21 protein-coding genes and 2 pseudogenes are annotated in these 22706 nt (G+C 69.5%); 13 read left to right on the plus strand and 10 right to left on the minus strand.

Translation table 11 applies throughout. The features are described from left to right. Window positions 1-370 precede the first annotated feature (370 nt). Entirely contained in the window at window positions 371-1033 is a 663-nt protein-coding gene (locus AC27IY_RS32800; RefSeq protein WP_487180293.1) for a TetR/AcrR family transcriptional regulator, read from the minus strand. A 346-nt stretch (window positions 1034-1379) separates the two neighbouring features. Here AC27IY_RS32800 and AC27IY_RS32805 point away from each other — a divergent pair, with 346 nt between their 5' ends. Genes AC27IY_RS32805 through AC27IY_RS32815 form a run of 3 tightly spaced genes read left to right on the plus strand, consistent with a single transcriptional unit; the run spans window position 1380 to window position 4450 of the window. After that, entirely contained in the window at window positions 1380-1544 is a 165-nt protein-coding gene (locus tag AC27IY_RS32805; RefSeq protein ID WP_487180294.1) for a hypothetical protein, read from the plus strand. Beyond that, window positions 1523-2797, plus strand: a complete 1275-nt coding sequence (locus tag AC27IY_RS32810; RefSeq protein ID WP_487180295.1) for an APC family permease — start codon at window positions 1523-1525, stop codon at window positions 2795-2797. Before AC27IY_RS32805 ends, AC27IY_RS32810 begins: the two co-directional genes overlap by 22 nt. 12 nt (window positions 2798-2809) lie before the next feature. Next, window positions 2810-4450 carry a N,N-dimethylformamidase beta subunit family domain-containing protein gene (locus tag AC27IY_RS32815; protein ID WP_487180296.1) on the plus strand — a complete coding sequence of 547 codons (1641 nt, stop codon included), beginning with the start codon at window positions 2810-2812 and terminating at the stop codon, window positions 4448-4450. 221 nt (window positions 4451-4671) lie between these two features. Here the strand turns inward: AC27IY_RS32815 and AC27IY_RS32820 are convergent, their stop codons facing one another. The 4 genes from AC27IY_RS32820 to AC27IY_RS32835 all read right to left on the minus strand — a co-directional run bounded on the left by AC27IY_RS32820 (window position 4672) and on the right by AC27IY_RS32835 (window position 8951). Then, the gene (locus AC27IY_RS32820; RefSeq protein ID WP_423475687.1) at window positions 4672-5499 is read right to left on the minus strand and encodes a carbohydrate ABC transporter permease; all 828 of its coding nucleotides are present in this window, start codon (window positions 5497-5499) and stop codon (window positions 4672-4674) included. Further along, window positions 5496-6449, minus strand: a complete 954-nt coding sequence (locus tag AC27IY_RS32825) for a carbohydrate ABC transporter permease (protein ID WP_364446761.1) — start codon at window positions 6447-6449, stop codon at window positions 5496-5498. The genes AC27IY_RS32820 and AC27IY_RS32825 overlap by 4 nt, the downstream gene beginning before the upstream one ends. A gap of 1 nt (window position 6450) precedes the next feature. Further along, on the minus strand, window positions 6451-7722 hold the full coding sequence (locus AC27IY_RS32830) for an ABC transporter substrate-binding protein (protein WP_423450254.1): 1272 nt from the start codon (window positions 7720-7722) through the stop codon (window positions 6451-6453). 176 nt (window positions 7723-7898) lie between these two features. Next, window positions 7899-8951 carry a LacI family DNA-binding transcriptional regulator gene (locus AC27IY_RS32835; protein WP_487180297.1) on the minus strand — a complete coding sequence of 351 codons (1053 nt, stop codon included), beginning with the start codon at window positions 8949-8951 and terminating at the stop codon, window positions 7899-7901. 158 nt (window positions 8952-9109) lie between these two features. Between AC27IY_RS32835 and AC27IY_RS32840 the strand changes: the two genes are divergently transcribed. After that, a complete protein-coding gene (locus tag AC27IY_RS32840) occupies window positions 9110-10738 on the plus strand; it encodes a GH39 family glycosyl hydrolase (protein WP_487180298.1) in 1629 nt (542 codons plus the stop codon). Window positions 10739-10940: 202 nt separating this feature from the next. Continuing rightward, a pseudogene (locus AC27IY_RS32845) lies at window positions 10941-11345 on the plus strand (Tn3 family transposase); the annotation flags it as partial. A 9-nt stretch (window positions 11346-11354) separates the two neighbouring features. Here the strand turns inward: AC27IY_RS32845 and AC27IY_RS32850 are convergent. Beyond that, entirely contained in the window at window positions 11355-12245 is an 891-nt protein-coding gene (locus AC27IY_RS32850; protein ID WP_487180299.1) for a LysR family transcriptional regulator, read from the minus strand. 121 nt (window positions 12246-12366) lie between these two features. Between AC27IY_RS32850 and AC27IY_RS32855 the strand changes: the two genes are divergently transcribed. The 7 genes from AC27IY_RS32855 to AC27IY_RS32885 all read left to right on the plus strand — a co-directional run bounded on the left by AC27IY_RS32855 (window position 12367) and on the right by AC27IY_RS32885 (window position 19706). Continuing rightward, window positions 12367-13506 carry an FAD-dependent monooxygenase gene (locus AC27IY_RS32855; protein WP_487180300.1) on the plus strand — a complete coding sequence of 380 codons (1140 nt, stop codon included), beginning with the start codon at window positions 12367-12369 and terminating at the stop codon, window positions 13504-13506. 81 nt (window positions 13507-13587) lie between these two features. Continuing rightward, entirely contained in the window at window positions 13588-14817 is a 1230-nt protein-coding gene (locus AC27IY_RS32860; RefSeq protein WP_487180301.1) for a serine hydrolase domain-containing protein, read from the plus strand. A gap of 17 nt (window positions 14818-14834) precedes the next feature. After that, on the plus strand, window positions 14835-15647 hold the full coding sequence (locus AC27IY_RS32865) for an SDR family NAD(P)-dependent oxidoreductase (protein ID WP_487180302.1): 813 nt from the start codon (window positions 14835-14837) through the stop codon (window positions 15645-15647). Between the two features lie 30 nt (window positions 15648-15677). Continuing rightward, complete coding sequence (locus AC27IY_RS32870; RefSeq protein WP_487180303.1) at window positions 15678-17285, plus strand: FAD-dependent monooxygenase; 1608 nt, start codon at window positions 15678-15680, stop codon at window positions 17283-17285. A 10-nt stretch (window positions 17286-17295) separates the two neighbouring features. After that, complete coding sequence (locus AC27IY_RS32875; protein ID WP_423450268.1) at window positions 17296-17676, plus strand: VOC family protein; 381 nt, start codon at window positions 17296-17298, stop codon at window positions 17674-17676. A 591-nt stretch (window positions 17677-18267) separates the two neighbouring features. Beyond that, window positions 18268-18636, plus strand: a complete 369-nt coding sequence (locus AC27IY_RS32880; RefSeq protein WP_423450270.1) for a hypothetical protein — start codon at window positions 18268-18270, stop codon at window positions 18634-18636. Window positions 18637-18698: 62 nt separating this feature from the next. After that, window positions 18699-19706, plus strand: coding sequence for an aldo/keto reductase (locus AC27IY_RS32885; protein ID WP_423450272.1), 1008 nt, complete (start codon window positions 18699-18701; stop codon window positions 19704-19706). 57 nt (window positions 19707-19763) lie between these two features. On the opposite strand, the pseudogene AC27IY_RS32890 reads toward AC27IY_RS32885, so the two are convergent. Beyond that, window positions 19764-19877 (minus strand): annotated as a pseudogene (locus AC27IY_RS32890) (zinc finger domain-containing protein); the annotation flags it as partial. 74 nt (window positions 19878-19951) lie between these two features. Beyond that, entirely contained in the window at window positions 19952-20788 is an 837-nt protein-coding gene (locus AC27IY_RS32895) for an SDR family oxidoreductase (protein WP_423450273.1), read from the minus strand. 101 nt (window positions 20789-20889) lie between these two features. Between AC27IY_RS32895 and AC27IY_RS32900 the strand changes: the two genes are divergently transcribed. Then, a complete protein-coding gene (locus AC27IY_RS32900; protein WP_487180304.1) occupies window positions 20890-21483 on the plus strand; it encodes a TetR/AcrR family transcriptional regulator in 594 nt (197 codons plus the stop codon). Between the two features lie 285 nt (window positions 21484-21768). Here the strand turns inward: AC27IY_RS32900 and AC27IY_RS32905 are convergent, their stop codons facing one another. Both AC27IY_RS32905 and AC27IY_RS32910 read right to left on the minus strand, forming a co-directional pair. Further along, window positions 21769-22194, minus strand: a complete 426-nt coding sequence (locus AC27IY_RS32905; protein ID WP_423475661.1) for a peptidase inhibitor family I36 protein — start codon at window positions 22192-22194, stop codon at window positions 21769-21771. Between the two features lie 50 nt (window positions 22195-22244). Then, complete coding sequence (locus tag AC27IY_RS32910; protein WP_423475659.1) at window positions 22245-22679, minus strand: peptidase inhibitor family I36 protein; 435 nt, start codon at window positions 22677-22679, stop codon at window positions 22245-22247. Window positions 22680-22706 lie beyond the last annotated feature (27 nt).

Here is a 22706-nt window from a genome sequence, read left to right on the forward strand (position 1 = left end):
ACGACCCGGCTGCGGTTCCGGTGGCGGCCTGAAAGTTGCAGAGCCGGCTGCTCGGACGGCAGGGGAACGCGAGCTGGTGGCGAGCGGAGGTTGTGCTGAGGAGTTCACGAGCCCGTCGCCTGAACAGCCCGCGCAGTGAGGTGGCACGGCAGCCGAGTGCTGGTGGCGCCAGGCAAGGCCCATGTTCCAGCGGTAAAGGGCCGCCGAGAGCGTCATCGCCACGGGCGTGAGCGTCCCTCGATGAGATCACCAGCCTGCTGGTCCCGACGACGGCCGCCGTTGAGTCTGGCATCTCGTCTCGGGCCGCTGGCGTTACCGCAAGGCCTCCGGCGAAATCAGTCCAGCCTCGATGGCGGGCGGGAACGGCGGCTCATGTGGTCGTCAGGGCCGAACTCCACCGATCGAGCAGGAGTGCGCTTGCTCGCTGGACGTCCGGGAGGCGGGTGGGGTCGGCGAGGGTACCGCGCAGGAGGAAGTCGGCGATCTCGCGGGGGAGGGTGTCGGGGTCCGGGGACGGGTCGGTGCCGCGGTCGCGCATGGCCTCCAGGATCAGGCCGCTGATGGCCCGTCGCACGAAATACGGGCCGCCGACGATCTGGAGTTCCCCGCTGTCGATGGCCTGCGCGACCAGTTCCTCGGTGAGGCGGTGCAGCTCGTCCCTTCGTGTCGCCTGGACGGCGAAGTCGGGAAGTTCGAGGACATCGTCGTTGTAGAGGCCGCGAGTGTCGTAGGGCAGGACGAGGATGGCGTAGAGGTCGGCTTGCAGGTAGGCGTGCAGCCGCGCCGCGGGGGAGCCCTCGGCGGCCAGGGCCGTGCGGAGGCGTTCGAGGGCGGGAAGCAGGTCCGCGTCGAGGAGTTCGGCGAGGATCTCGGCCTTGCTGGCGAAGTGCCGATAGAGAGTCGGCTGGCGTACCCCGACGGCGTTGGCGATGCCGCGGGTGGAGGTCCCGTGGTAGCCGCGCACGGCGAAGAGCTTGGACGCCGCGATGAGTGCCCGCTGGCGGGTGACGCCCTCCGGTCCGCGTACTGCCATGTCCGTCCTTTCCTTGCCGGGGTCACCGTACCGGGTGGCCGGAGTAACGCGTCCGTCAAGTCTGGACTGCCTCTTGCCAACACAAGCTATCAATCTATAGCTTTACCGCTCAGTCGATGTTCGACCTGCTAGGAGGTCCGTTGTGGCCATCACACAGATCCAGGTCCTCGTGCCGGCCGGATTCGACGGCTGCCGGCACACGCTCGGACCCACCCGCAAGATCTTCGTCGGCGTCTCGGCTCGATGAACTCCGCGGCCTTCGGGGGGCCGGGCCGCCAGGTCCGGTGAAGGCCGTCTCCGCAGATTCAGTCCGGAGCCGTCGAGGACGGCTCACAAGGAAGGCACCATGGACATGCCCCATCCCCCTCAGCACGAACTGCGCCGCGACGTCGTCAGCGCCCGGCACCTGGTCTTCTTCGTCGTGGCGGCCGCCGCGCCGCTGACCGTCTCGGCCGGCTTCCTGCCGCTCGGATTCCTGGTGGGCGGACAATGCTGCCCGCCGCGTTCGTGATCGCCGGAATCGCCTACGCGATCTTCGCGGTCGGCTTCACCGCGATGAGCCGCCACGTCACCGACGCGGGCGCGTTCTCCGCCTACATCGACAAGGGGCTCGGGCGGACGGCTGGATCCGGGGCCGCGATGGTCGCCTGGGCCGGCTACACGCTCGGCCAGATCGGCTTCGCGGCCGCATCCGGCTTCTTCGCCTCGATCTTCCTGGAGACGTACCTGTCGGTGAGCATCCCCTGGGGGCTGTGCGCGACGGTCATCGCCCTCCTGGTCACCGCCATCTCGTATGCGAAGATCGACCTCGGCGCCCGGGTCGCGGCGGTCCTGCTGATCCTGGAGATCAGCGTCCTGGCAGTCTTCGCGATCGCGGTCTGGATCCAGGGCGGCCCCGAAGGCGCCCCCTGGTCCGCGTTCGACCCCGGGTCCTGGCAGGTGCCGGTCCTGGGCGGCACCTTCCTCGTCACCTTCCTGGTGTTCATCGGCTTCGAGCAGACCGCCGTCTACAGCGAAGAGGTGCAGGACGCCGGCACAGCCGTGCGCAAGGCCACCTTCTGGGCCATCGGCCTCCTCACCGTCATCTACGTCGCCGCCGCGTTCACCATCCTCATGGCGGTCGGCCCGAGCCGGCTGCTGAGCGTGCTGAGCGGCAACCCCTCGCAGGTCGTGTTCGACCTCAACACCTCCTTCGTCTCCTCGGTCATGACCGACGTGATGCAGCTGCTGGTCATCACCAGCTTCGTCGCCGGTGTCATCGCGCTGCAGAACGCCGGCTCGCGCTATCTGTTCTCCATGTCCCGGCGCGGCCTGCTGCCCGCGTTCCTGTACGGCACCAGCGCATCCGGCTCCCCGCGCGCAGCGGTCCTCCTCCAGGGCGGCCTGGTGACCGTCGCGCTGATCGGCTTCGGCCTGTCTTCGCTCGACCCGTATACGCAGGTCGTCACCTGGACCAACGCGCCGACCCTGTTCGCCGTCCTCGCGCTGCAGATCGCCACCAGCGTCGCGGTGATCCGCTGGCTCGCGACACGCGGCGCGCGGGAAAGCCTGTGGGCGCGCCTCATCGCCCCCGCCCTGTCGGTGATCATCCTTGGGATCGTTCTGTACCTGGCGGTGGCGAACATGAGCCTGCTCACCGGGATCGGCGCCATCGGCAACGCCCTCATCATCTCCCCGCTCGTCATCGCGTTCCTGGCCGGGGCCGTCCGCGGACGCATGACCACCGGCCGCAGGCAGGAACACCTCGCGCCCGAACAGCTCTGAAAGAGGACCCTCATGAGTGATCAGCTGCCCGCCGCCGTACGCACCGCCCCTTCGCAGAGCCCGGCGCCTGCCCCGCGGTATGCCTGGTCCATTCCCGGTTTCGTGGTGGAACGGCCCGGGATGGGCGGCCCGGAGGCCTGGTGTTACACCGACAGGTGGACCTACTCGCCGGGAGAGGAGGTCCACGTCCACACCCACACCACCGCCGAGACGTACACGCTCACCCTGGTGCGCGACGGGCTCACCCCAGAGGTCGTCTGGTCCGCCATCGGCCTGCCCGGCCGGGCCCACCCGACCCCCAGCGACGCCTACGCCGTCGGCTGCGGCTGGCCCGTCGCGCACACCTTCACCATCGACCAGCGGTGGAAGCCCGGCTTCTACATCCTGATCATCGGCATCGAATTCGACGGACGTCGCCACGAGCGTGAGCACTTCCTGATCGTGCGCAACCCCGAGCCCGGCGTACGGACCCCGTACGTGCTGGTGCTGACGACCAGCACGATGACCGCCTACAACGACTGGGGCGGCGCGAACGCCTACCGCGGTCTCGGCGACGACCCCTGGACCGACGTGGCCAGCCCGCGTCTGTCCGTCCAGCGGCCGATCGCCCGCGGCATGATCCGCAAGCCGGACGAGGCCCCGCGCAGTTCCAACCCCGACACTCCGCCGCGCGGCGCCCTGCCCCGCCACCCCGCTTATGAGTGGGCGCACACCCACGGCTACTCCCGCCACCACGCGGATGCGTTCTGGGCCACCTACGAGCGGCCCTTCGCCTTGTGGGCGGAGAAGGAGGGCATCGAGTTCGACGTCCTCACCCAGCACGACCTCCACCAGGACCCCGGCTGCCTGACCCCCTACGCCTGCGCCATCTTCGTCGGCCACGACGAGTACTGGACCGCGCAGATGCGCGACAGCGTCGATGCCTTCGTCGACGGCGGCGGCCACCTCGCCAGATTCGGGGGGAACTTCCTGTGGCAGGTCCGGCTCGAAGAGAACGACCAGGTCCAGGTCAACTACAAGGTCCCGCAGGACGACCCCCTGTTCGACAGCGATCCGGCCAAGGTGACCACCGCATGGGACTGGCCCCCCATCGACCGTCCCGCCGCCGCGACCATGGGACTCACCGGCCTGTCAGGCACCTACAACCGCTACGGCTCGGCGATCTCCCGCTCCAGCGGCGGCTTCACCGTCTACCGGCCGCGGCACTGGGCCCTGCAGGACACCGACCTCGGCTACGGCGACGTCTTCGGCGGCGCGCCCATCTGCATCGCCGCGTTCGAGCTGGACGGCTGTGACTACACCTTCCGGCGCGGTCTGCCCTTTCCGACCGGCAGCGACGGAACCCCGGACAACTTGGAGATCATCGCCATGTGCCCGGCCACGTTCGGCGAGGAGGACCGATGGAACGGACAGGTGCCGCTCGGCGCCCCCATCGCCGAGGTCCAGGGCATTCTCGGGCTGCTGTTCGACCCGCTGCCCGACCGGTTCGACGGTGAGGCGTACGGCTCCGGCATGATCGCTGAGTTCACCCGGGGCAGAGGCGGCGTCTTCTGCGCCGGGACGACCGAATGGGTCAACGGCCTGCGCCTGCACGATGAGTTCACCGAGCAGATCACCCGCAACGTGCTGCGCCGCTACGCCGTCCGCGGCTGACCGCGGCTGCATCGCGCTGATCGCCGAGGCCGCAGCGCGTGGACAGGTCGGGCTGGAACTGGTCAGCGTGGACAGCCCGTACATCGCCGGCTGGAGACTCAAGCCCGGCATCGACGGCCCCATCCGGGTGGCGTGCACCCGCACGCCACCCGGACTCCCGACGCGCTGATCCGGGACCTGGCCCGATGAGGCGCCCGAGCCGGACCCCTGTCGCCGATGCGTCAGCCCTTGAAGGCGCCGTCCATGATCCCGGCGACCATGCGCCTGCCGACGAAGACGAACAACACGAGCAGCGGCAGCGTGGCCAGGAACGAGCCCGACATGGCCAGGCCCAGGTCGACCACATAGTTGTTCTGCAGCGCCTTGATCGCGATCTGGGCGGTGTACATCTCGGGTGACTTCAGGACGATGAACGGCCACAGGAAGTCGTTCCAGGCGGTGACGAACCCGAGCAGCCCCAGCACGAACGCGGCCGGCCGCACCAGCGGGAACGCGATCCGCCAGAAGATCTGCCAGGTGGTCGCCCCGTCGATGCGCGCGGCCTGGAGGATCTCGTCACTTATGGTGGTGGACAGGTGCTGGCGCATCCAGAAGATGCCGAACGCGCTGGCCAGCCCCGGCACGATGAGCGCCTGCAACGTGTCCACCCATCCCAGCGACGAAATGATCATGTACTGCGGGATGACGGCGAGCTGGGTCGGCACGGTCATGGTCAGCACGACGACGAGGAACAGCGCGTTCCGGCCGCGGAAGCGCAGCTTGGCGAAGGCGAACCCGGCGAGCGAGCACAGCACGGCGTGCCCCACGCCGATCGAGCCGGCCACGATGACGCTGTTGATGATCGAGCGGACGAACGGCACGGTCGAGAACACCAGCCCGGCCAGGTGGAAGAAGTTCCCGCCGGGGATGATCTCCGGCGGCATCCGGGTGGCGGCCGCGGTGTCCGTCGTGGCCACCACGAACATCCAGTACAGGGGGAACACGCAGGCCAGCGTGGCCACCGCGAGCAGCACATAGGTCCACCAGCGGACCCTGTCGGCCTTCTTCATCCTCGCTCCGGGCGGATTCGCGTGGACAGGACATAGTTGAGCGACGCGAGGGCGATGATCAGTACGAACAGGGCCACGCCGATGGCGGAGCCGTAGCCGAACTGGAACTGGCCGAAGCCCTGCTCGTACAGGAAGAGCGTGAGCGTCTGGCACTGCCGGACGGGCCCGCAGGTGAGCGGCGAGGTGGTGGTGACGAGCAGCGGCTCGGTGAAGATCTGCAGGCCGCCGATGGTGGAGGTGACGATCGTGAACACGATGACCGGGCGCAGCGACGGGATGGAGATGTGCCGGAACTGTTTCCAGGCGCCCGCGCCGTCCACCGCCGCGGCCTCGTAGATCGTCCGCGGAACGGCCTGCAGCGAGGCCAGGTAGAGCAGGGTGGTGTAGCCGAACCAGCGCCAGGCCACCATCACGGCGATCATGGCGTGGCTTCCCCACCCCGACTGCAGGAAGTCGATCGGGCCGACGCCGACGAGCCCGAGCAACCAGTTGAGCAGGCCGTAGTCGCGATCGAACATCTGGGCGAAGACGATCGTGGTGGCCGCCACCGAGGTGATGTACGGCACCAGCATCGACATCCGCCAGAACAGCGCGAGCCGCAGCCGCGCATGGTTGAGCAGGTGCGCCAGCAGGAGCGCGACCAGGAGCTGCGGCACGGTGGACAGCAGCCAGATGCTGATCGTGTTCCAGGCCGCGTTCCAGAACCGCGTGTCGCCGAGCAGCCGGGTGAAGTTGTCGAAGCCGACGAAGACGTGCTCGCCGATGGGGTTCCAGTCGAACAGCGCGACGTAGAACGTGAACAGCAGCGGGACGAGGCCGAAGATCGCGAAGATGAGGAAGAACGGGGCGATGTAGGCGTACGGCGCCAGCCGCTCGGACCAGTTCTGCCGCACCTGCGTCTCGGACTCGGACTCGGGTCGTGCCTGCGGCGGGCTGACCGTCGTCGTCACGTCACTTGCCGATCGAGGTCTTGATGTTGGCCAGTGCCGTGTCCCACGCCTTGGCCGGATCGCCCTTGCCCTGTTCGACGTTGGTGATCGCGTTCAGGAACTCCTGGCCGATGGCGGCGCTGTCCGGGCCGATGAGGAAGGGCTTGAGCCCGAGCAGCGACTCGGTGTAGATCTTCCCGGTCGGCGCGTCGGAGAAGAACGGGTCCTTGCGGCCGAGGAGCTTCGGGTCCTGGTAGGCGGACGGGGTGGTGGGCAACGCGCCGGAGTCGACGAAATGATCGAGCTGGCCCTGCGGAGACTGGGTCTTGGAGATGTAGTCCCAGGCCGCCTTGGGGTTGGCCGCGCCCTTGGGAATGGCCAGGTAGCTGCCGCCCCAGTTGCCGGCGCCGCCGGGGATCTTGGCGACGTCCCACTTGCCCTTGGTGTCGGGGGCGTTGTTGCGGATCTGTTCGAGCAGCCACGACGGCGCGGAGATGACGGCGTAGTCGCCCTTGCTCATCGCCGCGCTCCAGCCGTCCTCGAAGGAGCTCAGTCTGGCGGTGATCCCTGCCTGCGCCGTCTTGATCGCCAGGTCGAACGCCGTCTTGACCTGGGGGCTGGTGGCGTAGACGACATTGCCGGAAGGGTCGTAGTACTTCTGCGGCCCCTGGTTGACGGCCTGGTAGAAGACGCTGGTGGCGGCGTTGTCGACGAACGCCTTGCCGGTCGCGGCGGTGTACTTCTTGCCGGTCTCGATGAAGGCGTCCCAGGTGGGCCAGAGCTTGCTCACCTCGTCCCGGTCGGTGGGCAGGCCGGCCTGCTTGAACAAGTCGGTCCGGTAGGCGACGGCCATGCCGCCGACGTCGGTGGGAATGCCGATGATCTCGCCGGACCTGGCCGTGGACTGGCTGATCACCCAGTCCAGGTAGTCGCTCTTGATCTTGTCGGCGCCGTACTGGCGCAGGTCCTGGAAGTTCTGCGGCTGCTGGACGAACTTGGGCAGGTCATCCCCCTGGATGAGCACCAGGTCGGGCACCTTTCCCCCGGCCAGCGCCGTGGTGAGCGCCTGCGCGGTCTCCGTCGAGCCGCCCACCTCGGTGAGCTTCACCTGCACGCCCGGATTGGCCTTCTGATAGTCCTCGACGGACTTCTTCTGGTTGATGCCGCTGAACGACCAGAACTCGAACGATTTGCCGTCGCCCGAGGGCTGGGCCGAGCCGCCGCCGCCTCCGCAGGCGGCGGTCAGAGCGAGAGCCGCGGCGAGCACGACCGGGGTGGTTCTACGGAGCTTCACGGGTGATCTCCCCCTGGAGGTCGGGAGCGGCGGGAGGGGACAGGCGACACGATCCCGAAACTTTTTCGTAATAGTTTCGATCGTTGCTGCCGGACCATATTCGCGAAGGTCGAAATTCGTCAAGAACCTCGGTGAAAGTACGCCGTAACGTGAAAGGCCGAGGACCCGAACCCGGGTCAGGACCGCGGGACGGGGCCCGTCGAGTCGCGGACGCTGAGGGTGGTCGCCAGCTGGAGATGCCGGGAGGCGGGCTGGACGCCGTCGGCCATGCCGAGGACGGTCTCGACGGCCATCCGGCCCATGCCGACCAGAGGCTGCCGGACGGAGGTGAGCCTGGGCGTGGTCCACTCGGTCTGCGGCGTGTCGTCGAAACCGGTGACCGACAGCTCGCCCGGCACGGAGATGCCGAAGTCCTTCGCCGCGGCGAGAACCCCGAGGGCGATCTCGTCGTTGCCCGCGACGATCGCGGTCGGCCGCTCGTCGAGCGCGAGGAGGTCGCGCCCGTGCCGATGCCCCGCCTCGACGGAGAAGGCCTCATGGCGGATCAGCGCGCCGTCCGGCGCGATGCCGGCCGAGCTGAGCGCGGCCTGGTATCCGTGGAAGCGCTCCAGCGAGGGGGCGGAGCCGATCGGGCCGCCGATCCAGCCGATCCTGCGGTGGCCGAGCTTGATGACGTGCTCGGTGGCCGAGCGGCCGCCCGCCCAGTTCGTGGAGCCGATGCTGACGAGGCTCGACTCGGAGGTGTCGATCGGGTCGATCGGGTCGATCGTCACGACGGGGACCATGAGCTCCTCCGCGGCCAGCAGCAGCGAGGCTGGTACGGCGATGGCGAGCGCGATGATGCCGACGACGCCGGCCGCCTTCTCCCTCTCCATCCAGGCGCGGGCCGCCGTGGGGCTCGTGGCGGCCGCCCCGTCGGACGGCAGGCGGAGGAGCAGCTCGGCCTGCGCGGAGGTCGCGGCCACGAGGATGCCTTGAAGCACCGTCCCGGCGTAACGGGACTCCACGATGTCGAGCACGGTGACGAGGGTGCGGCCCCGGGTCTGCTCGTGCCGCGCCGCGGTCGGCATGTAGCCGATCTCGGCCATGGCCTCCAGGACGAGCTCGCGCGTCCTCGGCCCTACATCGCTGCGGCCGTTGAGCACTTTCGAGGCGGTCGCGAGGGAGACTCCGGCCATCCGGGCGACATCCGCCAAGGTGACGCGCTCAGAACGACCTCGCGATCGCATGAGGATTCCCTCCTGGGGCTCGAAACTCTTTCGAACCTACCACGAACCCCTTTTCTCCAGTTGCATGCGTTGACATGGCACAGATGCGACACCTACTGTCCTCGCAGCACCGAACAAGTTGCGAAATATTTTCGGAACTCAACGCGAGGGTTGAGACCATGGACGCTTGCAGATCCTCGATCCACATCGACGGCGAGGCACGCGACGAGAGCGTGCTCCCGCACGTCTGGAGCCGGTGTGTCGGCGCCGGGCGGGCCAACGAGGCGCTGCGCGCGGACTGGCAGCGGCAGTTCGCTGAAGCGGTCGCCACCGCCGGATTCCGGTACGTCCGTTTCCACGGCATCTTTCATGACGACATGTTCGTGTACCGGGAGCGGTACGGCGGCGGTTTCGGCGAGGACGCGACCCTCGCCTCGCCCGTGTACACGTTCAGCTACGTCGACAAGGTCTTCGACTTCATCCTGGAGTGCGGGGCCCGCCCGTTCGTCGAGCTGGGCTTCATGCCGCGCGATCTGGCGACCGTGACCGAGACGCTGTTCTGGTGGGGCGCTCACTGCAGCCCGCCCAAGGACGCGGCTCGCTGGGTCGAGCTGGTGACGAGGTCGATCGAGCACTGGATCGACCGGTACGGCCTCGACGAGGTGCGGGAGTGGCGCTTCGAGGTGTGGAACGAGCCGAACCTCGTCCCGCATTTCTGGACCGGGACGAAGACCGAGTACTTCGAGCTCTACGAGCAGACCGTCCGGGCGATCAAGAAGATCGATCCCGCGTTGCGGGTGGGCGGGCCCGCGACGAGTGTCTTCGTTCCCGACGACCGCTACAAGGGCGAGACCGAGGACCGCTCCGCGATGCTCCCGACGGCCACCGCCGCCGACGTGGACGCGCTCGACTGGCGCCCGGTGTGGATCGAGGACTTCATCTCCTGGTGCGCGGAGCGCGAGCTGCCGATCGACTTCATCTCGACCCACACCTACCCCACGGACTACGCCTTCGGCGCCGACGGCGAGGCGGTGCAGATCACCCGGTACGCCGACGCGACCTTCGACGACCTGACCCTGCTCGGCGAGCTCGTGAAGGACAGCGCGTACCCCGATGCGGAAATCCACGTCACCGAGTGGTCGACGTCGCCGTCGAGCCGCGACTTCATCCACGACACACTGTTCGCGGCGACCTACATCACCCGGTCGTACCTGAAGTGCGCCACTCTCGCCGACTCGATCTCCTACTGGGCCTTCACCGACGTCTTCGAGGAGGGCGGCGCCGGGATCGGCCCGTTCCACGGCGGGTTCGGCCTGGTGAACGAGGCCGGCATCCACAAACCGGCCTTCCACGCGTTCACGATGCTGGGGCGGCTCGGCGACCGGCTGCTCCTCGCCACGCCCGACGGCGTCGTGACCCGGGACAGCCGGACCTCGGCCGTGTCGGCGGTGTTCTTCAACTACCCCGAGGACATGGCCTTGAGAGGTCTCAGCTCGCAGGGCTCCTACGCCGCGACCCGCGCGCTGGCCGACGTAGGGCCGAGCCGCAGGATCCGCCACGCGATCGGCGGCTTGGAGCCCGGCGCCACCTTCCTCGTCGAGATCCTGGACTGGGAACACGGGAACGCGGCCGAGGCCTGGTACCGGCTCGGCTCTCCCCTCAACCCGTCCCGCGCCGAGAGCGAGCACCTGCGCAGGGTCGGGGACTCGCTCCTCAGGTTCACGCTGACCGTGCCCGGCAACGGCGTTCTGGACCTCGATGTCGAGCTCGCCCCCTGGGGCGTGATGTCGCTGAGGCAGTCGTCCTGACGCGATCGTCTGGATGCGCCGCCTCGTCTCCTCCGACACCGGGCCTCTGCCAGTGAGCGCGTAGGAGACGGCGCTCCGCGGAAACGCCGGCCCGTCGGGCGGTCTCCCCGATGTTCACGCATGCTCCTCCCATGGGTGCAGCTGCTGGAGTCGTGCGGCGCCCAGGCCAGGATGACGGTCGAAGGACAACGGCCCCAAGCACCCGGTCCACCTGGCCCTGGAGGAACTCGGCCGGGTCGTGCGCACGATCTTCGCCTGCGACTATCTCGCGGACGAGCAGCTACGCCGGGAGATCAACAGCGGTCTGCAGGTCGTGGAGAACTGGAACAGCGCCAACGACAAGATCTTCTACGGGCGCGAAGGCGTGCTGACCGGGGCCGACCGTGAGCATGCCGAGGTGTCCATGCTCACCTTGCACCTGCTGCGGTCGGCATTGGCGTTCATCAATACCCAGCTCCTTCAGGCCGTTCTGCGAGATCCGCAGTGGGCCGGCAATCTCAGCGAGGAGGACCGGCGAGCCCTCAGCCCGCTGTTCTGGGTTCACGTGAACCCCTACGGCCGGTTCCGGCTGGACATGGACACCCGGCTCGACTTCACCACGGTCTGAACGGGCTCTTCAGGCCGGCGGGAGAGGGCCCAGGTCGCGGATGATCCCGGCTAGGGCCTGGATGGGCTCGCTCTCCGCCTCGCTGCGCCACACCAGCGCGTACGGCAGCGGCTCCAGATCGGTGACCGGCAGGTAGGCGATGTCAGGCCGTGCCCAGTAGCGGCTGACGTGGGCGGGGAAGAGCACGACGAGCCCGTCCATGCTGGCGAGGGTCATGGCCTCTTCCGCGTCCCGCACCACGGGGCCGCGTTCGATCTGACGTCCGCGCCGGGTGAGGCGCGGGGCGTAGGCGTCGTACCAGTAGCCGGGGCCGGTGTCGGCGTGCGGGTGCTGGAAGTCGGAGATTACCTCCAGCGAAACCGACGCGCGCCTGGCGAGCTGGTGGTCGGCGGCGACGGCCAGCACGCGCTGCTCGGCGAACACGACCGGCCCCACGGTGAGGTCGGGTTCGTCGACGGGCAGCCAGCTCACCAGGACGTCGATGTCCCCGCGGCGCAGTGCGGGAAAGGCTTCGCCCAGCTGTGCCTTGTGGATGCGCAGCTTCCATCGCGGGTGGCGGAGGCGGAAGACGTCCCAGTAGGGGCGCAGGTCGTAGGCGTTGAGAGGGAGCATGCCGACGCGCAGCGTGCCGGTGATGCCCTGGCCGGCGAGCTGGGCGCGTTCCACGCTCTCTTTCAGCCCGGCATACAGCGGACGGAGGTCGTCCCGAAGCTGGCGCCCGACCTCCGTCAGCCGGACCGTGCGGTTGTTGCGCTCGAGCAGCGGCGCGCCGACCTGCCGTTCCTGCTTCTGGATCGCCTGGGTGACGCGGGCGGGCGACAGGCACAGCCGGGCGGCGGTCCGGCCGAAGTGCAGCTCCTCGGCCAGGGTCAGGAAGATCTCGATGTCCCGCAGTTCCACGCCTGACCTGCTCCGTTCACTCCCACTGAAGATGATCTTTCCGGTTTCGTCGTTGTTCCGGGTATTCACCGTACTTGATCCTCGATTCGTACGATTCGCCGCTGGTCGAGGGAGCACGTGGATGGACGTCCTTGTTTGCGGTGCCGGTGTCGCCGGGGCCGCCCTGGCGTACTGGCTGCGCCACCACGGGTTCACCCCGACCGTGGTGGAGCGGGCGCCCGGAGTGCGCGCGGGCGGGTACGCGACTGGCCTGCGCGGCGAGGCGCTGGACGTGCTGGACCGGATGGCCCTGCTGGACCAGGTCCGAGCGCTGAACCTGCGCCTGGGCGATACGGCGATGCCACACCCGTACGCCGCCCTGCCGGTGGCGATCCGCCCCACCGACGTCGAGATCCTCAGGGACGACCTGGCCGGCCTGCTGTACCAGGCAACCCGCCGGGAGGTCGAGTACGTCTTCGGCGACTCGATCGCCACCCTGGAGCAGACCGACGCCGACGTGCGGGTCACCTTCGACCGCGGCCGACCGCGCCGCTTCGACCTGGTGGCCGGCGCCGACGGGCTGCACTCGCGCACCCGCTCGCTGGCCTTCGGCCCGCAGGAGCGCTTCGTCCGGCACCTGGGCCTCTACACGGCGGTCTTCGGCCTACCCGGCCGGTTCGCCGGCTGGGTCCACCGCGTACCGGGCAAGGCGGCCGGGGTGCTCGTCGCCCGCGACGGCGCCCGAGCCCGTGCCGCGCTGCACTTCGCCTCCGGACCGCTGGCCTACGACCGCGACGACGCCGGGCAGCACAAGCGCATCGTGGCCGAGCGGTTCGCCGGCGAAGGCCGGCTGGTCCGGCGCCTGCTGGAGGAGATGTGGGAGGCGGAGAACCTGTTCTTCGAGGCGAACGCCCAGGTCGAGATGGACCGCTGGTTCTCCGGCCGGGTGGTGCTGGTCGGGGACGCCGGCTACTGCGCGGCGCCGGCCTCGGGTCGCGACGCCTCCCAGGCGTTGATCGGCGCCTACATCCTGGCGGGCGAACTGGCCGCCGCCGGCGGCGGCCACGCGGAGGCGTTCGCCGCCTACGAGCGGGAGATGCGCGGCTTCGTCGCCGAGCATCAGCAGATGGGGCGAGAAGGCGCCGACAAGTTCTTCCTGGGCCCACCTCCAGAGGAGGAGCTCGGTCGCACGACGGTGGCCCGCCCGCACCTCGTACGGCTGAGGAACTACGCTCCCGGCTTCGCCGGGGAGCGGCCGTCACCGGGCTGGGCTGCTGGCTGACAGGCCCCTCCGCGAGGGGAACGCACGAACGCCGGATCGGAACGGAACCGGCGGACCATTCATGACGACAAGGACAAGATCATGGCAATTGGCAGGAACGGCCTGTCGGAGCAGGGACTACGCAGACTGCGTGAGGTGCTGACCCGGCACGTGGAGTCGGGGAGGATCCCCGGCCTCGTCGCCCTGGTGAGCCGCGGCAAGGAGACCCACGTCGAGGCGGTCGGGACGATGCGGCACGACGGCGGCAGGCCGATGCAGCGCGACACGATCTTCCGGATGGCCTCCACCTCCAAGCCTGTCACGATCGCGGCGGCGATGGTGCTGCTGGACGAGTGCCGGCTGCGGCTGGACGACGTGGTCGACCCGTGGCTGCCCGAGCTGGCCGGCCGCAAGGTACTGAAGAGCATCGACGCCGAGCTGGACGACACCGTCCTGGCCCGCCGTCCGATCACCGTCCGGGACGTGCTCACCTCCACCTTCGGCCTCGGCATGGACATGACCGCGCTGGGCACCCCGATCCTGAACGCCATCTTCGAGCGGGGGCTGACCCCGAACCTGCCGACCGAGGTGCCGGAGCAGGACGAGTGGATGCGCCGCCTGGGTGGGCTGCCGCTGATGCACCAGCCCGGCGAGCAGTGGCAGTACCAGATCAGCAGCGACTTGATCGGCGTGCTCGTCTCCCGGGTCACCGGCCAGAGCTTCGAGGACTTCCTGCGCGAGCGCATCTTCGAGCCCCTGGGGATGAGCGACACCGGCTTCCACGTGCCCGCCGACCAGGTCGACCGGCTGCCCACCCTGTACGCCCCCGACCCGTCCACCGGCGAGTTCCTCGCCTGGGACGAGCCCGAGAACGGTCGCTGGAGCAAGCCCCCGGCGTTCCAGGGCGGCGGTGGCGGCCTGGTGTCGACCGCCGACGACTACCACGCCTACTTCCGGATGCTGCTCAACGGCGGGGTGCACCAGGGCCGCCGCGTCCTGTCCCGTTCGGCCGTGGAGCTGATGACCACCAACCGGCTCACCCCCGAGCAGAACGCCGCCCGCACCGCCCTGGCCACCAGCGCCGTGCACATCTCCTTCGGCCAGGGCCAGCAGGGCGGCTGGGGCCTCGGCATGGCCGTGCGCACCTACCGCGGCGACTACGCGCCGATCGGCCAGTTCGGCTGGGACGGCGGCAGCGGCACCTCCGCCTACGCCGACCCGGACAACCAGCTCACCGGCATCCTGCTCTGCCAGCTCGGCTACACCGTCCCGAATCCGGCCCACCTGATGGCTGACTTCTGGACCACCGTCTACCAGGCCGTCGAAGACTGATGCAAGGAGTGAATGTCATGCGTGTGTGGTTCATCACAGGTGCGTCCAGGGGGCTGGGCAGAGCGTTCGCAGAGGCGGCGCTGGAGCGAGGAGATCGCGTCGTGGCCGCGGCCCGCGACGTGGCGCCGCTGGCGGCTCTGCGGGCCCGCCATCCCGACACCCTGGCGTGCCTCCCGCTCGACGTCTCCGACCGCGCCGCGGTGCACGAGGGCGTGGAGCGGGCGGTGGCCGCGTTCGGCAAGCTCGACGTCGTGGTCAACAACGCCGGCGCGATGTTGTACGGCATGGTCGAAGAGGCCGCGGAACTCCAGATCAGAGCCCACTTCGACGTCAACGTCCTGGGCCAGATCTGGGTCACCCAGGCCGTGCTGCCCCACCTGCGCGCCCAGGGTTCGGGCCACATCCTCCTGGTGACGACGATGGGCACGGGCGGCGGGATGGCCTCGGCCGGTCTGTACGCGGCGGGAAAGTCCGCGATCGACTCCCTCGGCCAGGCGCTGGCCATGGAGGTCGAGCCCTTCGGCGTCAAGGTCACCATCGTCCAGCCGGGCGGCTACGACACCGGCCTGTTCACGACCGGCACGACGGCCACCACGCCCAACCCGGCGTATGAGCCGCTGCGGGCGAAGCTGGCCGAGATGTGGGGCGACGAAGCGGGACCCGCCCCGAGCACGGCCGCGCCAGTCGTCATGCAACTCGTGGACCTGCCCCACCCGCCCCTGCGCCTGATCGTCGGCAGCCAGTCCTTCGACCTGGTCCAGCAGATGAACCAGGCCAGGACTGAGGAGTACCGCGCCTGGGAACACCTCAGCCGCCTGGCTCCCGGCTGACACCTCCGTCCCGACATAATGGAGAGATCAATGATGATGAAGCACCACAATGCCACCCAACCCGCGGAAGAAGAGCGGCCGGCGGGAAAGGCCGACGTGATCATCGTGGGGGCCGGCCCGACCGGTCTCATGCTGGCCGCCGAACTGCGCCTGGCCGGAGTGCGGCCACTGGTGCTGGAACGGCAACCGCGCCCCCGCGACACCCCCAAGGCCGGCGGCCTGGGCGGCCAGATCCTGGAACTGCTGCGCCACCGAGGCTTGCTGGAACGTTTCGAAGCGGCCTGCACCGGCCCGATGCCCGCTCCCCGGTTCCCGTTCGGCGGGGTGCACCTGGATTTCACCCAGCTGCCGGATCCCCCGATGCACGCCCTGCCGCTGCCGCAGCAACTGCTGGAGCGGCTGCTCGGCGAACGCGCCGGCGAACTCGGCGTCGACCTGCGCCGCGGACACGAAGTGACCGCCGTGGACCAGGACGACGTCGCGGTCACCCTTGACGTGCGCGGCCCGGATGGCTCCTACCAGGCGAGCGCCCGCTACGTCGTCGGATGTGACGGCGCGCGCAGCCGCATCCGCGACCAGGCCGGCATCCCGTTCCCCGGCACCACCTATCCCGAGGTCAACCGGCTGGCCCAGGTCACCCTGTCCGACACGGTCACCGTTCTCGGCAACGGCGATCTCGACGTTCCCGGCTTCGGCACCATCCACGCCGGATTCACCCGCACCGACCATGGCCTGCTCGGCGTCGGCTCCTCACCCGGCACCCGGTCCGTCTCCCTCTACACCATCGAGGACGAGACCACCGAGTACGACGACGACGTCCCGATGACCCTCACCGAACTGCAGGACAGCATCCACCGCGTGCTCGGCGCCCACCTGCCGCTGGCCGGATCGACCCGCCTGTCGCGCTTCACCTTCAAGGCCCGCCAGGCCGAGCACTACCGCGAGGGGCGCATCTTCCTGGCCGGTGACGCGGCGCACCTGTTCCCCGCCACCGGAGTGGCGCTCAACGCCGGCATGCTGGACGCGGTCAACCTGGCCTGGAAGCTGGCCGCCGACCTGCACGGCACGGCCCCGGCCGCCCTGCTGAACACCTACCACACCGAACGCCATCTCGCCGGCGCCCGCACCATGCTGCACACCCGAGCGCAGGTGGCCCTGCGGCGCGGGCACGACGCAGCCGCCGAAGCGCTCCGGGAGGTCTTCACCGAACTGCTCACCGACGAGCAGCCGCTGCGCCGCATGGGAGCCCTCGTCGCCGGCACCGACATCCGCTACCCGATGCCCGGCACCGGCCATCATCCGCTGGCCGGCACCTTCACCCCCGACCTCACCCTGCACACCGGCGAAGGCATCACCAGCGTCGCCGAGCTCATGCACACCGTCCGGCCCGTCCTGCTCGACCTGGCCGACCGCCCAGACCTCCGCCAGGCCGCCGGGGAATGGCGGCATCTCCTCGACGTCCACACCGCCAAGACCAATGACCGGCCGGCCGACGCCCTGCTGATCCGCCCGGACGGCCACCTCGCCTGGGCCGCCGACTTCGACGAACCCGCGGACACCGCCACGCCTTCGCTGCGTGCGGCACTCTCCGCATGGTTCGGAACGCCTTCGAACACCGGAGAGAGACATGACAAGTAGATTCACCGAGTTGACCATCGACTGCCACGACCCGGAGAAAGTCGCGGCCTTCTGGTGCGAGGTCCTGGACTTCAAAGTGATCGACCGCAACGACGGCAAGGTCGAGATCGGCTCCTGGGAGCCGACCATCGAGCAGGTGCTCACCCGCCAGATGCCGCCGACCCTGCAGTTCATTCAGGTGCCCGAGGGTAAGACCGTGAAAAACCGGCTTCACCTCGATGTCAGCCCGATCGACGGCAACACCGACGACGAGGTGACCAGGCTGCTCGGTCTCGGCGCCGTCAAGAGAGATCTGGGCCAAGGCCCAGACCGAAGCTGGGTGGTCATGGCCGACCCCGAGGGCAACGAGTTCTGCGTCGTGCGCACCCTGGCGCTGACGCACCACAGTTAGCGTCCCTGTTCCTGCCACACCGTCGTCGTGCTGAGATGCCCGGGCCTCGTGATCTTGTCTCTTGGACATGGCCGGCGGCGATGTCGTCGGGTGGGTCGGTGTACAGGCTTCGCCTGGTACGACAACCTCGCCGCCCACCCCGCCCCGCTTCACCTCCTACCAGGACAGGACCGCGAACCTTCTGAGCAACAGCGGCACGGAGAGAAAACCTATGTCGACGCGCTGATGATCGTCGCGGGACCCCTCGGTTCGCCCACTACCTCATGTACGTGATAACAGCGCATTATCACGTACATGAGCGATCATGGCGGCGCGGCGACCAAGGCAACCTCCCGCCGGCGCGGTGCGCGACTCCGGCACATTATCCGGTACATCACCGAAGGCGTCGCCTGGCGGGCGGCATGAGCGCCGCACCGAAGATCACCGCCCTCCGGGGTGGACACGTCACGCTCGCCGCAGCCGCCGACGCCTTCCTCGCCGCCCCGCGCACCGCAAGGAAAGCGCCGACGGGACCCGCGCGGTCGCCAAGACCACCATCCACCGGCTGCTGCCCGCCGTGACATCCCGCTGCGAGAGAAGACGCCATGGCGGATGCTGTACGAGACCGCGGCCCGGGCCGCGGAGATCCTGGCACTGAACGTCGAGGATCTGGACCTGGAGCATCGGCGGGCGCCGGTCCGGTCCAAGGGCGGCACGATCGAGTGGGTGTACTGGGACAGCGGCACCGCTCACCTGCTGCCCCGCCTCCCGGACGGCAGCACGCGCACGCGCGGCCCGCTGTTCCTGTCCGAACGCCGCCCCGTCCCGGCCCGCCGCCCGGTGATATCTGCCCGCAAAGAGAGGAGCCAGGTGCCGCTCTTCGCCGGATCGAGGGCAGTCGGCCACCGGATCCCCGGCCCTCCTTCGCGGCCTCTGCCGCCCGCCCCTCCCCGCCAGAACCCCGTCGGCGCGCGGCCTTGACCTGGAGCGCGCTCCAGTTCCTAGCCTCGGTCCCACCGGGGATCGACGACAGGAGGACTCGCGTGAGGACCGTACAACTCGGCCGCACCGGCGAACAGGTCAGCCGGCTCGCCCTGGGCTGCATGATCATGGGCACCGTCACGCCGGAGGACGAAGCCGTCACGATGCTGGACCGGTACGCGGAGGCCGGCGGCACCTTCCTGGACACAGCCGACTGCTACGCCTGGTGGGAGCGCCGGGGCAGTCACGGGGGAGAGAGCGAGGAGCTGATCGGCCGCTGGCTGGCGAGGTCCGGCCGGCGCGACCAGATGTTCCTGGCCACCAAGGGCAGCGCGGTCGTACGGGACCTGGACGCGGTCTGGGCCGGCGGCCGTCCGGACTGGGACGTCGCCTACCGCACCTTCGTCGGGGCCGGGGCGAAGACGTTGCGCGAGGCGATCGACGGCAGCCTGCGCCGGCTCGGCACCGATCACGTAGATCTCTACTACGTGCACGTCGACGACCGGGCCACGCCTCTGGAGGAGACGCTGGAGGCGCTCGCCGGCATCGTCCAGGCTGGCAAGGCCCGCTACATCGGCTGGTCCAACGTACGGACGTGGCGGCTGGAGCGCATCCGGCAGTTGTGCGCCCAGCACGGGTGGCCGGCGCCGGTCGCGCTCCAGCAGCAGCACTCCTACCTGCGGCGCCGTGCCGGGCTACGGCACGCGTCCATCGTGGACGACGAGCAGCTCGACTACCTGGAGACGCACGACGATCTGACCCTGGTCGCGTACTCTCCCATCCTCAAGGGCATCTACGACGACCCGGGCAAGCGGCGGGGCCACGGGGCGATGGACCCGTACCAGGGCCCGGACGCCGAGGCCCGGCTCGCGGCGGTCGCCGAGGTGGCCGCGGAGGTCGGCGTCACCCCGAACGCGCTGGTCCTGGCGTGGCTGATGCACCAGAGCTCGCCGACGATCGTGCCGCTGATCGGGCCCCGCACCCTCCAGCAGTACGAGGCCGCGCTCCCGGCGCTCGACGTCAAGCTCACGGACGAGCAGCTCAGCCGGCTCGACGCGGCCGGCGCCTGACGCGGCACGGCCCGGCCTCCAGCTCGGCGCCGGCGCTACGGCCGGGGTCGGCACGCCGAGCGTCTTGGCGAGTTGAGGCACAAGGCGGAAGCGGGCGGTGTGGTACTGGATGGCCACCCTGCCCCTGCCGGTGCGGCACGGGGAGCCCGCGGGGGCGGCGCAGGTGGACATTGCCACCTATGAAACGACGGGCGTCGAGCGGGCCCTGTCCTGCACGGTCGGCCGCCCTTGCTCGAACGTGACGCTCATGCGGTGGTCGTCTTCGGGTAGTGCGGACGCAGAGCGGCGGCGGCGACGCGGTCGAGCATCCGGTCCGGCAGTACCCGCGACAGGCGGGTGAGCAGGGCCGCGTCCCGGCCGATGGTGTAGCGCGTACGAGGCTTCCTGGCGGTCACGGCCTTGGCGATCACCCGGGCGGCATCCTCGGCGGACGAACCGCCGGTGGTGCCGGCGGCAGTCAGCGCCATGACCGCCTGGATCAACGGCCCGTAGCGATCCCGGTGTTCCGGTGACATGGCCTCGGCCAGCCGACCCGTGGTGGCGATGCCCCGGTCGCCCATCTCGGTGCGGACGCCACCGGGTTCGACGACCACCACCCGCACACCCAGCGGGGCCAGTTCCCGGCGCAGCGCGTCGCTGACCGCCTCGAGGGCGAACTTCGTGCCCGCGTAGGGGCCGAAGGTGGCCATGGCGACCTTCCCGCCGACCGAGCTGATGTTGACCACCCGGCCGCAGTGGCGCAGCAGGTCGGGCAGCAGTGCCTGGGTGACGGCGACGTGACCGAACAGGTTGACCTCGAACAGCCGGCGCCACTCGTCGAGCGGCAGGGCTTCGATCGGGGCGTTGACGGAGATGCCGGCGTTGTTCACCAACGCCCGCAGCGCACCTGCCTGCGCGTCGACGCGGGCGGCAAGCTCGGCGATGTGGCCGGGCTGGGTGATGTCGAGGATGACCGGCTCGACGCCCGGGGCGCGGAGCGCGTCGGCGTCCTGGACGCGGCGGACGCCGGCGAGGACGTGAAATCCCTGACGGGCCAGCTCGCGGGCGGAGGCCGCGCCGATCCCGGTCGAGGCTCCGGTCACGACAACGCACCCACGGGTGTCCCGCGAAATTTCAGATGACTTTGTCACCTTGGGGACGATAGGGCGCCCCGGATGACAGTGTCAACTGTAGAGTGGTGGGCATGGTCAGCCGAGTGGAATCCGCTGCCGCGACGCGGCGCGCCTTGCTGGATGCGGCCGCCGGTCTGCTCGACAGCGGCGGTCCGGGCGCGGTGACGTTGCGCGCGGTCGGGGCGCGGGCGGGAGTCACGCGTGGGGCGCCGTACCGGCACTTCCCCGACAAGGACAGCCTGCTGACCGCCGTAGCGGCCGAGGCCCTGGACCGGCTCGCGGATCAGGTACAGGCCGTGCGCGCCGATCCGCGGCTGTCCCCGGCCCACAAGCTGCACAGGGGCCTGTCCGCACTGATGACGGTCGGCCGCCGTCAACCGCACCTGTACCGGCTGATGTTCGCCTACCCGGCAGGCGACCCGGCCGTGATCCACGCCGCGAAGCAGGCGGGCGATCGCGCGATGGACGAGTTCCTCGCCATCATCGGCGGTGTAGTCGGCGCAGAGCACACCCGCCGATTCGCGCCGCTGCTGTTGACCAGCGTGCACGGGATCACGGACATGGAGGTCAACGGACACTTGTCCGCGGACAAGTGGCACATCACGGCCGAGGAACTCGTCACGACCCTGGTAGCCATGATCGACCGACAGGCCCACAGCGGGTAGCCGTGCGGCAAGCGGCCAAGGCGCTGCTCCCGTTGTCACGCGAGTTCTGCCAGCCGGACAAGGATCGGGCGCAGCGGCCGGGCCCGGACGCGACCCGCTGTGCGACGACCGCCGCCAGTACTGGACGGCGCTGGACCCGCGCGCGTTCGACCGTATCGACGCCCGCTCCCCGGCTGACCCGGCCGTCAGGTCGTACGGTCGAGCGGCGTGATGCGGAGCCCGCCGCGCGCCGTCGTGCGGACGGCGGGCGACGGGCTCCCTGGTGGAAACGTGCCGTTACGGCGCTCAGCAGGGGCCGAAGGAGCTCAGCTTGTCGTTGGTGTCGCTGCCGATGTTGGACGTGGAGCGCCCGGCCCCGACCGGGCCGAGAACCAGCGTGCCGTTGTTCACGCGCCAGAACATCTTGTTCCTGAAGTTGGTGTCGGCGTAGATGCAGATGTCGCGGTTGGTGCGGTTCCAGAACGAGCTGGTGTGGTCGTTGATGTTGAAGCCGAACGGCGCGGTCGCGGTGCCGACGTTCGGGACGTTGGCGGCGCTGCCGAAGAACAGACCCCGGTAACCCGTGTCGCCGAAGATGCAGAACATGCCCGGCTTGCACAACGCCAGCTTGTCAGCTGCGGTCTGTGCGACGGCCGGCGTGGCGGTGGAGGTGGCGATGGCCAGCGCGGCCAGGGCGGGGGCGGCGAGGGCGCGGACGATGCGAGAGATCATGAGGGTGCTTTCCGTGATGTGGTGGACGTGCTGGTGATGGGGTCGTGCGGTCAGGTGCGGGCGCAGGCGGCGAAGGAGCTGGTCGCGTCGTTGGCGAGCTTGCCGACGTTCGGGGTGAACTGGTTCGGGGCGATGCCCACGGCGATCGCGGTGCTGTTGGGAAGCTGCCACTGGAGCGGGGTCCTGAAGTTGGTGTGGGTGAACAGGCACATCGTGCGGCCGGTGCGGTTCCAGAACGAGCTGGTGTGGTCGTTGATGTTGAAGCCGAACGGCGCGGTCGCGGTGCCGACGTTCGGGACGTTGGCGGCGCTGCCGAAGAACAGACCCCGGTAACCCGTGTCGCCGAAGATGCAGAACATGCCCGGCTTGCACAACGCCAGCTTGTCAGCTGCGGTCTGTGCGACGGCCGGCGTGGCGGTGGAGGTGGCGATGGCCAGCGCGGCCAGGGCGGGGGCGGCGAGGGCGCGGGCGACACGAGAGAACATGAGAGTGCTTTCCTTGGGTCTGGGGTT

This window comes from Nonomuraea sp. B208 (assembly GCF_057536035.1).